General features: G+C 62.0%; 9 protein-coding genes and 1 riboswitch. Of the genes, 3 read left to right on the top strand and 6 right to left on the bottom strand.

Translation table 11 applies throughout. The features are described from left to right. Both LDL37_RS03480 and LDL37_RS03475 read right to left on the bottom strand, forming a co-directional pair. Positions 1 to 1276: aminopeptidase P family N-terminal domain-containing protein (locus LDL37_RS03480; RefSeq protein ID WP_290794397.1), on the bottom strand; the 1276-nt coding region annotated here is incomplete at its 3' end. A gap of 72 nt (positions 1277 to 1348) precedes the next feature. Continuing rightward, positions 1349 to 3178 (bottom strand): TonB-dependent receptor, encoded by a 1830-nt coding sequence (locus LDL37_RS03475; protein ID WP_290794394.1) that lies wholly within the window; start codon positions 3176 to 3178, stop codon positions 1349 to 1351. A 122-nt stretch (positions 3179 to 3300) separates the two neighbouring features. Next, a riboswitch (cobalamin riboswitch) is annotated at positions 3301 to 3614 on the bottom strand. Positions 3615 to 3791: 177 nt separating this feature from the next. Between LDL37_RS03475 and LDL37_RS03470 the strand changes: the two genes are divergently transcribed. Beyond that, positions 3792 to 4445 (top strand): hypothetical protein, encoded by a 654-nt coding sequence (locus LDL37_RS03470; protein ID WP_290794391.1) that lies wholly within the window; start codon positions 3792 to 3794, stop codon positions 4443 to 4445. 67 nt (positions 4446 to 4512) lie between these two features. Here the strand turns inward: LDL37_RS03470 and cysA are convergent, their stop codons facing one another. The 4 genes from cysA to LDL37_RS03450 are packed head-to-tail and all read right to left on the bottom strand — an operon-like array spanning position 4513 to position 8342. After that, positions 4513 to 5547 carry a sulfate ABC transporter ATP-binding protein gene (gene cysA, locus LDL37_RS03465; protein WP_290794388.1) on the bottom strand — a complete coding sequence of 345 codons (1035 nt, stop codon included), beginning with the start codon at positions 5545 to 5547 and terminating at the stop codon, positions 4513 to 4515. Between the two features lie 11 nt (positions 5548 to 5558). Then, on the bottom strand, positions 5559 to 6404 hold the full coding sequence (cysW, locus tag LDL37_RS03460) for a sulfate ABC transporter permease subunit CysW (RefSeq protein WP_290794385.1): 846 nt from the start codon (positions 6402 to 6404) through the stop codon (positions 5559 to 5561). A gap of 2 nt (positions 6405 to 6406) precedes the next feature. Next, positions 6407 to 7300: a sulfate ABC transporter permease subunit CysT gene (gene cysT, locus LDL37_RS03455; RefSeq protein ID WP_290794382.1), complete on the bottom strand. Its 894-nt coding sequence runs from the start codon at positions 7298 to 7300 to the stop codon at positions 6407 to 6409. A 13-nt stretch (positions 7301 to 7313) separates the two neighbouring features. Next, positions 7314 to 8342 carry a sulfate ABC transporter substrate-binding protein gene (locus tag LDL37_RS03450; protein ID WP_290794379.1) on the bottom strand — a complete coding sequence of 343 codons (1029 nt, stop codon included), beginning with the start codon at positions 8340 to 8342 and terminating at the stop codon, positions 7314 to 7316. Between the two features lie 242 nt (positions 8343 to 8584). Here LDL37_RS03450 and metC point away from each other — a divergent pair, with 242 nt between their 5' ends. Together metC and LDL37_RS03440 are read left to right on the top strand one after the other, a co-directional pair. Next, on the top strand, positions 8585 to 9748 hold the full coding sequence (metC, locus tag LDL37_RS03445) for a cystathionine beta-lyase (RefSeq protein ID WP_290794376.1): 1164 nt from the start codon (positions 8585 to 8587) through the stop codon (positions 9746 to 9748). 66 nt (positions 9749 to 9814) lie between these two features. Next, positions 9815 to 10000, top strand: a 186-nt coding sequence (locus LDL37_RS03440; RefSeq protein WP_290794373.1) for a helix-turn-helix domain-containing protein, incomplete at its 3' end; no start/stop codon positions are given.

The raw sequence follows: 10000 nt of genomic DNA, 5'->3' as shown, positions 1-10000 counted from the left end.
GGGTGACATCGGTGGTGCCATCGACGTACTGACCACCGGAATCGACCAGCAGCAGATTGCCCGGCGTGATGCGGATATTGCTCTGTTCGGTGACGCGGTAATGCGGCAGGGCCCCGTGCGGGCCGAAGCCGGAAATGGTGTCGAAGCTGAGGTCTTTCACCAAACCGGACGCGATGCGTAAGCCCTCAAGCTTTTGCGCCACTTCGATTTCGGACGGCAGGGTGGTCTGCGCCTCGGTGGCCACCCAGTAGAGGAATTCGCTAAGGATGGCCCCGTCGCGGATATGGGCTTCGGTGGTCCCGGCGATTTCTGCGGCGTTTTTGCAGGCGCGCGGGACAAGGCAGGGGTCGTCGCCCGGAACAGCGGTGGCCCCGGCCCCTTCGATGGCCTGCACCCACCAAGCCGAAGACCAGTTGGGATCGACCAGCACGCCCTGACCGGACAGGGCCGTCAGCGCCGCCGGGATGTCTCCGGGTGTTTTCAGTGCCACCTCATTGCCCAGCCATTCGCCAAGGCCGTCCGTGACCTTGGCCGGTTCGAGGAACAGTTCCGCCGTGCCGTCGGCCTTGAGCAGGGCCTGCGCCAGCGGCAGGGGCGAACGGATGACGTCGCCGCCGCGCACATTGAACAGCCACGCAATAGACGACGGTGCGGTGATCAGAGCGGCGGCCACGCCCTTCTGACGCAGGCTTTCGGCCAGCTTGGCGCGCTTGTCACCCGACGCGACACCGGCAAATTGCAGCGGTTGCGGCACCACCGGCGTCATCGGCTGAGCCGGGCGCGCCGCCCCCCAGGCGAGGTCGATGGGGTTTTCATCCACGGCTTTCAGCGTGACGCCGACGCGGGTGGCCACCAGTTGCAGCGCCTTCAGCGCCGCCGGGCTGTGCAGACGCGGATCATAGCCGACGACGCGACCGCGCGGCTGAGACGCGATCTGTTCGGCGATGGCGGTGGCGGTGAAATCAACGACCTCGAACACCGAAGGATCGGTCTGTTCGCGCGACTGCAGGGTGTAGCGACCGTCGGCAAACAGGATGGCTTGCTCTTTGAGGATCAGGGCCGCGCCCGCCGAACCGGTAAAGCCCGATACCCAGGCCAGACGCTCATTGGCGTCGGGCAGATATTCGTTCTGGTGCTCGTCTTCGTGCGGGACGATAAAGCCGTCGATACCGAGACCGGCAAACTGCGCCCGCAGGGCGGCGACATGGGTTACACCCTGCGACGGATGAGTCGTGACGCTGTAGGTCTGAAAGGCGTGGGCGGTATCGGCGGTCATGGTGGGGGCCTCGGTCGATGGAGGCCCCCTATATAGACCGTCAGGATTTGGTTTCAAATCCTATCATCGGTCTCAATATTTGGCGCGTACGCCCAGCCACAGGCGGCGACCGACCGAGCCATAGTTGGCGGCGGTTTCATAGTCTTCGTCCGTGGCGTTTTCGATGCGCCCGAAGAGCGCCACCGTGTCGTTCAGCGCATAGCTGGCGCGCAGGTCGAGCAGGGTGTAGGCGTCCAGTCGCCGGGTATTGTAGATGTTCTCGAACGACTTGCCCGCATAGCGGACGGAGGCCCCCAGTTCGAGCGCCTCCGTCGCCTGCCATTCGACGCTGGCATTGGCCAGATGACGCGGCGCACGGCCCAGATCGTTGCGGAAGGTAGAGCTCGAACGGGCGTCGTCGCGGGCGATGATGTGGCTGTAATTGCCCGACAGGCGCACGTTCGGTGTCAGTTTCGTCTCACCTTCCAGCTCGATGCCATAGGCCTTGGTGCGGGTGATATTGCCATAGCGGAAGGACGACATGTCATAGTCGATCTGATTGTCGGTCTTACGCCCGAACAGCGAGACACCGATGCGGCTGTCGTTCGTGCCATAATAATCGACGCCGACATCGAGATTGGTTGCTTCTTCAGGCTTGAGCTTCAGATTGCCGGACCAGCCGTCATAGAGCTGATACAGGCTGGGGGCCTTGAAGCCCTGACCCAGGCTGCTGCGCAGTACCACAGACGGCGACAGGGCATAGGCCACGGCGACCTGAGCGATGGTGTTGCCGCCAAAGACCGAATGATCGTCATAGCGCAGGCTGGCGTTCACCGTCAGGGCGGGCGTCACGTCCTGACGCAGTTGCGCGAACAGGCCGTTAAGGGTGACGCGCTTGTTGAGGCCGGAGGCAATAGCTTGCGAGCGCTCGCTCGACGCACCGAAGACCAGTTTGGACGTCTCCGACAGGGCCAGAGCCCCGGTGTAGTCAAAGCTGGTCTGACGGCCTTCGAACGGATAGGCGGTGGCGTTGGCGAGGTCAGAGGTCGAGCGCTTCGTCGTGCTGTAGCTCAGGGTGAAGGTCTGCTTCAGCGCGCCGTCAAAGGCCTGCGTGTAGTAGCCGAGGCTGGCCAGATTTTCGTTTTGAAAACCGGTGTCGCGGGTGTCGGCCAGTTGGAACGCTTTGTTATAACCGTCGAAATCGTAGTCGCTTTCGGTGCGGGCCAGACGGGCGCGCAGGCCCGACGTGTCGCTCAGGGCGTAGTGGACGTAGGCGTTGAGGTGCTTTTGCGTAAAGCCGTCCTTTTCCGCCCCGCCGCGCAGCGATGACACGCCGTCGTCGTCGATATAGGCCGCCGCCAGACGCCAGCTCAATTGACCGGTCTTGCCGCCCATACCCGCCTTGCCCACGACGTATTCATCAAGGCCTTCGACCGACATCTGCGCCTCAAACGGGCGCTTGGGCGTGCGGGTCGTCACCGCCACCACGCCGCCGATGGCCTGTGAGCCCCACAGGGTCGAAAGGGGCCCGCGCAGGATTTCGACGCGCTCGACATCATTCAGCGCCAGCAGGCCGAGGTTCAGCCCGCCGCCGATCATCGACGGGTCGCCCAGCTTCACGCCATCGACGATAAACAGGCTGCGGTCGCTTTCGGCCCCACGAAAGCGTGCCGTGCCGGCCTGACCGGGACCGCCGGTCTGGGCGATGGAAACCGACGGCGTACGGGCGATCAGGTCTTTCAGATAGACCGACTGACTGCGCTCTATGGCGGCGGCGTCAAACGTGGTGACGCTCTGCCCCACCTTGGACAGGGCCACCGGTTCACGGGTGAGGGTGACGATCACCTCCTGCGGGGCGTCATCGGCCAGCGCAGGCGAGGTGAGGAGGGCGGCAAACGCAACGCCGCAAAGGAGAGTTTTCAAGGTCTTATGCCTATTCACAACAGGACGAGCGCCCCGGACGGACCGGCGCGCACCACGAATCGTCTCTGAGGAAGGCCTCCGGTTAAAAAGGCTTATCCGCTCTTGTGGCACACCCCGACCACGCGAAGGACGATAGCAGGGGCAGGTCTCCTGGCTCACGTCTGATCCCAACGGCCGAAGATGCTTAGTGCATCCGGCCGTTGAAAGCTCGCGAATGTCTCATCTGCATCAATGGCATGAGGCATTCGCGAACGGCATACCAGGTGTCATTTCAATGACCCTTGGTATAGGCGTGCTCCGCCGCCTTCCCGGTTTGGAAACAACCAGTGGCGTATGGCGGAACACTCGACGCTTACAGTTGCGGGGACAGCGCAGGCCTTACACCTGCTTCCCTTTTAAGCCGCATCTCTGCGGCACCGTCTGCACAGGAGCGGGCGTAGGGGAGCAGGGGGAGAAGGTCAAGCGCGGTGCGCGTGTATAAAGGCAAGTGTGGCGCTTAGGACGCGGTTTGACAGGCTGCGCTCCGCCAAAGGCAACCTACCGTTTTTGTGGTATCGACCCGCCCTGCTACTGTCATAGTGTTGCGGGCTTATGGCGCAGGGGAGTGGCACAGATGCTGGGTTTGGCGGTGGCAGCGGTCGTTATAACGGGCTTAGGCGACCGGCCGGAGATTCTGACAGGCAAATACGGACAGCCCGCATATAAGGCCAAGCTGGAGCAATATCTGAACCTTGATGGCATCACGGTACGGCGGGAGTGGGTCTTCGGCAACTGTTCTGAAGTCACCTATATTTCGGACGGCTTTGAGCCGTTTGAATTGCCTAATAACCGGTCATCTATAGATTTTTTTACTAACGAAGCCATGTCTGGCGCGGGAGAAGACATACTTATCGCGGTCAAGGAAAAGGTTGTGGTGAGAGGTTGCGGGAAAACCTATCGCCATAATTTTCTTGCGTGGCACGATCGCCGCAATACGCTGCCCAATATGGATTTCCTGAGAGACGGCGAAACCATTGCCTCGATTGACGCACAGTTCAAGGCTTCAAGCCTGGCTTTTGACGCCATGCAGGCGATGCGTAGGGCGAATGGACCTGACAATTGTCAGCAACTCCCAGGCCTCTACGACACGCGGATCGAAAGTCGTCCGGAAACAGGGGGTTGGAGCGAAATCTGGTCAATGGCCCTTTGCGACGTCAAACACGATTTTCGGATGACGTTCACCCCTGCCAACGGCACGGTCACGGTGAAAAGTGAACTGATCAGGTAGATTTTGCGGAACAGTTTGTGGGGTTCCTCTTCACCCGGTCTTTCGCACCCCCTCTAAGGTGATAGCGCTAAAACGCATACACCTTGGACGGGCGCAGATAGACCGTGTCGTTCAGGCGCAGGTCAGACGCTTCGGAGTCGTGGGCGTGCTGGGTTTCAAACACCTGCCCCGTTGGGCTTTGCAGTTCCAGACGCAGATTGGCCCCGGCGGGCAGGAGGGACAGCACCTTGGCTTCAAAGCCCGGTCCCTCGTGGTGCAGGTGCGTATCGAAGGGGCGGAAACGCACGGTCTGTGCGCCGTTGAGCGCCTTGGGGCTGACGACCGGGGCGCTGAAGCCGCCGAAATCGGCGATGCCGTCCGACAGGTTGGCCGGCACCTGATTGGACGTCCCCAGAAAATCGAAGACAAAGGCCGATTGCGGATGGCGATAAAGCTCCAGCGGCTTGCCGATCTGTTCGATCTGGCCGTCCTTCAGCACCACCACGCGGTCGGCGAGGTCGAGCGCCTCTTCCTGATCGTGGGTGACGAAGAGGGTGGTGACGCCGGTTTCATCGTGGATGCGGCGCAGCCAGCGGCGCAGATCCTTACGGACCAGCGCATCGAGCGCGCCGAACGGCTCATCGAGCAGCAGGATGCGCGGATTGATCGCCAGAGCCCGCGCCAGTGCCACACGCTGCCGCTGACCGCCTGAAAGTTGGCTGGGGTAGCGCTTGCCGAGGTCTTCGAGCTGGATGAGTTTCAAAAGGCGCTGCACCGTGGCCTGAATTTCGGCCTTTGACGGGCGGTCTTTTGAGGGGCGCACATTGAGGCCAAAGGCGATGTTCTGGGCCACGGTCATGTGGCGGAACAGGGCGTAGGACTGAAACACCATGCCGACGCGGCGGTCGCGGGCCGACAGCGTCAGATAGTCGAGGCCGTCGAAGTCGATACGGCCCGTGTCCGGACGGTCGAGCCCGGCCAGCAGGCGCAAAAGCGTCGTCTTGCCCGAACCTGATGGTCCCAGCAGGGCCAGAAACTCCCCCGGCTGGGCTTCGAACGACACGTCATTGAGCGCGGCGAAGTCGCTGAAGCGTTTGGTGATGTTTTGGACGACTAAGGACATATAAAGCTCAATCAGTGGCGGCGGTTGGCGGCCAGCTCGTCACCGAAGCGCCATTCCAGCAGGGTTTTCAGGACCAGCGTCACAAGCGCCAGACCGGCCAGCAGCGTCGCGGCCCCGAAGGCCCCCACACTGTCATATTCGTTGTAAAGCACTTCGATGTGCAGGGGCAGGGTGTTGGTCAGGCCGCGAATATGGCCCGACACCACCGACACGGCGCCGAATTCACCCATGGCCCGTGCCGTACACAGAAGCACGCCATAGGTCAGGGCCCATTTGATATTGGGCAGGGTCACGCGAAAGAAGACATCCCAGCCCGAAGCCCCCAGTGTCACCGCAGCGATTTCTTCGTCCGTACCCTGATCCTGCATCAGCGGGATCAGTTCGCGCGCCACGAAGGGCAGGGTGACCAGCACGGTGGCAATGACGAGGCCCGGCAGGGCGTAGATGATTTTGATATTGCTGGCCTCAAGCACGCTGGCGAACCAGCCGTGCGCCCCGAACAACAGCACCCACACCATGCCCGAAATGACCGGCGAGATGGTGAAGGGCAGGTCGAGCACCGACAACAGCAGGCCCTTGCCCGCAAAATCAAAGCGCGTCACGCACCACGCCGCCGCTATGCCGAAGACGGCATTGAGCGGCACGGCGATGGCGGCGACCGTCAGGGTCAGACGGATGGCGCTCAGGGCGTCGGGTTGCACGATCGCCGACAGGTAGGGCTGAACGCCCTGTTTGAAGGCTTCGGCCAGCACATTGACCAAGGGCAGGACGATAACCAGCGCCATCCACACGGCGGCCAGCGCCATCAGCAGGAAGGCGGCGGGGGTCTTGGGTCTTTCGGGGGCGCGGGCTCTCATGGTCAGGCGCGTCCCCGGCGCGACAGCAGCAGTTGCAGGGCATTGACCAGCAGCAGGCTAAGGAAGGCGAGGCTCAGCATGGCCACCGCAATGGCGGCCGCTCCGGCATAGTCGAACTCTTCCAGCTTGATAACGATCAGCAGCGGCGTGATTTCCGACACAAAGGGCATGTTGCCGGCGATAAAGATGACCGAACCATATTCCCCAACCGCGCGCGCAAAGGCCAGCGAGAAGCCGGTCAGAAGGGCCGGCGCCAGCGATGGCACGATGACGCGCAGGGTGGTTTGTAGCGGCGTGGCCCCCAGAGTGGCGGCGGCCTCTTCGACCTCGGCATCGAACTCGGCCAGAACAGGCTGCACCGAGCGCACGATGAAGGGCAGGCCGACAAAGACCAGCGCTACGAAGATACCGAGCGGCGTATAGGCGATCCTGAGACCTAAGGGCGCGAACAGGCTGCCGACCCACCCATTGGCGGCGTACATCGAACAGAGCGACACGCCGGCTACGGCGGTGGGCAGGGCAAACGGCAGATCGACCAGTGCATCGACCAGTCCCTTGCCCGGAAACTCATAGCGCGTCAAAACCCAGGCCACGATCAGTCCGGCAAACAGATTGACCAGTGCCGCCAGAAGCGAGGTGGTGAAGGTCAGGCGCAAGCTGGCCAGCACGCGCGGATCACTGATGGTTTGCCACACGCCGTCCAGCCCGTGTTCCCACGGACGCGCCAGAAGGGCGGCGAGCGGCAGGACGACGATCAGCGACAGATAGGTCAGGGTGATGCCCAGCGACAGGCCAAAGCCCGGCAGGACGCGCGCCTTGTGCGTCGCCTTGGGCGGCTTGTAGCCTTCTGTGGCCAGCGGAACAGCGCCCGGCGTAGGGGTGGCGTTGACGGTCATGAAGGCCTTGGGCTTACTTGTTCAGCTTGACTTGCAGCGCATCGAAGGCCGCGCCTGCCGCAAAGAAATCGGCATGGGCCTTTTTCCAGCCGCCGAAGTCGCTGTCCACTGACAACAGGCGCAGTTGCGGGAACGTCTGCGTGAACTGCGCGGCGACGGCTTCGCTGACCGGGCGGTAGAAGTTTTCGGCGACCAGCTTTTGTGCGTCGTCGTCGAACAGGCCCTTCACATAGGCTTCGGCCAGTGCGCGCGTGCCCTTCTTATCGACATTCTTGTCCACCACGGCGACCGGCGGCTCGGCGCGGATCGACAGGGACGGATAGACGATCTCGAAATCCTTGGCTCCGCTGTCCTTCAGCGCCAGCAGAGCCTCGTTTTCCCAGGCCAGCAGGACATCGCCCTGCCCGCGCTGCACGAAGGTGGTGGTGGAGCCGCGCGCCCCGGTGTCGAGCACCGGCACATTGCGATACAGCGCTTCGATATAGGCGGCCGGGTCCTGACCATGGGTTTTGGCCCAGCCGTAGGCGGCCAGATAGTTCCAGCGCGCCCCGCCCGAGGTCTTGGGGTTGGGGGTAATGACGCCGATACCGGGCTTAATTAAATCGCCCCAGTCCTTGATGCCCTTGGGGTTGCCCTTGCGCACCAGAAACACGATGGTCGAATAATAGGGGGTCGAATTGTGCGGCAGGCGCTTGGCCCAATCGGCGCTGATCAGGCCCTTTTCGGCAATGGCGTCGATGTCGTGGGCCAGCGCCAGAGAGACGATATCGGCATCGAGCCCTTCGATGACCGCGGTCGTCTGCTTGCCGGAACCGCCGTGGCTCTGATTGACCGTCACCGGCGTCTTCACCTTGGCGGCGAACAGCTTGTTATAGGCGACATAAAGCTCACGCGTCGGGTCGTAGGAGACGTTGAGCAGGGTCTTGGCCGACGCCTCACCGCTCTGACCGCAGGCCGCCAGAGACAGGGCCGAACCCGTAAGGCCAGCCGCCGCCGCGCCTTTGAGCAGCCAGCGGCGGGAAAAAGCAACAGATCGGGTCATGGTCGGTCTCCTGTACGGAAAAGGCCGGTTACGAATGCAATTTGGTAGGAATTTTGCGCGCGTCTTTTGATAACGCCACAGCCTACCCCATGACGCAGCATATGCCAAATCCATGACAATTGGTCAGGCGACGATTTTTACCGGGTCGGATTAGTCGTTCTAATCTGCGATCTGGTCAATCTTCACTTGCGCCTGACGCCATTCGGCGGCAGAGCAGTCATCGTATACGAAAGGCCCATCATATGCGTGAAACCACCCGCGTCATCTCTCCGGTTCTGGATAAGCCCCGCAGCCGCCGCGCCGTCAATACCGGCGTCGAGCGCGGCTCGACCGTGCTGATGGAAAGCGCGGAGGTGCTGTATCGCGATGATATCAAGCCGACCTATGGCACCGAAGGCCTTTCGACCCAGCGCGAACTGTGTCGCCTGCTGGCCGAACTGGAGGGAGCCGAAGAGGCTTTTATACTGCCCAGCGGTCTGGCGGCGCAGACCCTGCCCATCTTTGCGGTGCTGAAGGCCGGCGATCATGTGCTGGCGGTCAATTCGGCCTATCGCCCCGTGCGGCGCTTCCTCGATTCGCAACTGGCCCGCTTTGGCGTCGATGTCACCTGGTATGCACCCTCAGCCACGCCGGAAGAAGTGATGGCGCTGGCCACCGAAAAGACGAAGCTGATCTATCTCGAAAGCCCCGGCTCGCTGACTTTTGAAATTCAGGATATCCCGGCCATTGCGCAGGCCGCCAAGGCGCGTGGCATCCTGACCTTCTGCGACAATACCTATGGGGCGGGTGTGCTGTTCAAGCCGCTGGCGCACGGGGTCGATATGTCCATGCAGGCCCTGACCAAATATGTCGGCGGCCATTCCGACGTGCTGATCGGGTCGGTGGCGGTCAATGATCCGGCGCTGGCCAAGGCGATTTACGATGCCATCAAGGCGTGGGGCTTCTTCACCTCGGCCGACGAATCCTATCTGGCCCTGCGCGGTCTGCGCACCCTGCACCTGCGCCTCAAACAGTCGGGGGAGGCGGGACTGAAGGTGGCGCAATGGCTTACCACCCGCCCCGAAGTGATCCGCGTGGTCCATCCGTGGCTGGACAGCCATCCGGGCAGCGACGTCTTCCGCCGGGATTTCAGCGCACCCAATGGTCTGTTCCTCGTGGTGCTCAAAGGCGACGGCGAACCGGCCTCGCAGCGCTTTCTGAATGCGCTTAAACTGTTCGGGTTGGGTTTTTCGTGGGGCGGCTATGAGAGTCTGGCTGTCAATTGTGAACCGCAATTTATCGGCCGTCACAAACTGACGCCCGAAGACCACGCGCCGCTGGAAGGCAGCTATGTGCGCCTCTATGTCGGTCTCGAAGACCCTGATGACCTGATCGCCGATATTGAACAGGCTTTGGCGGTGTTATAGATTTTGTTTTTGCTTTGTTCCGGTCTTTGCGCTATGTCAGGAGTGGACTGACGCAGGGGAAGGGATATGTCGCGCGCCGCCCGGCTTTTGAATTTGCTACAGATTTTGCGCCGGCACCGTTATCCGGTAACCGGTGACTGTCTTGCGCAGGAGTTGAACGTCTCATTGCGCACCCTTTATCGGGACGTCGATGCCCTACGCGCTCAGGGGGCCGATATCGAAGCCGAGGCCGGGGTGGGCTTTCTGCTGCGG

Origin of the sequence: Asticcacaulis sp. (assembly GCF_020217185.1) — a bacterium.
Taxonomy (GTDB): Bacteria; Pseudomonadota; Alphaproteobacteria; order Caulobacterales; family Caulobacteraceae; genus Asticcacaulis.
The sequence above is the reverse complement of the archived record's forward strand: the minus strand, read 5'-3'. Positions and strand labels throughout refer to the sequence as shown.

Bases quoted from the DNA above. Each gene is read 5' to 3' on its own strand.
- cysT (WP_290794382.1), bottom strand. From the start codon at position 7,300: ATGACCGTCAACGCCACCCCTACGCCGGGCGCTGTTCCGCTGGCCACA.
- cysA (WP_290794388.1), bottom strand. From the start codon at position 5,547: ATGTCCTTAGTCGTCCAAAACATCACCAAACGCTTCAGCGACTTCGCC.
- cysW (WP_290794385.1), bottom strand. From the start codon at position 6,404: ATGAGAGCCCGCGCCCCCGAAAGACCCAAGACCCCCGCCGCCTTCCTG.
- LDL37_RS03450 (WP_290794379.1), bottom strand. From the start codon at position 8,342: ATGACCCGATCTGTTGCTTTTTCCCGCCGCTGGCTGCTCAAAGGCGCG.
- metC (WP_290794376.1), top strand. From the start codon at position 8,585: ATGCGTGAAACCACCCGCGTCATCTCTCCGGTTCTGGATAAGCCCCGC.
- LDL37_RS03470 (WP_290794391.1), top strand. From the start codon at position 3,792: ATGCTGGGTTTGGCGGTGGCAGCGGTCGTTATAACGGGCTTAGGCGAC.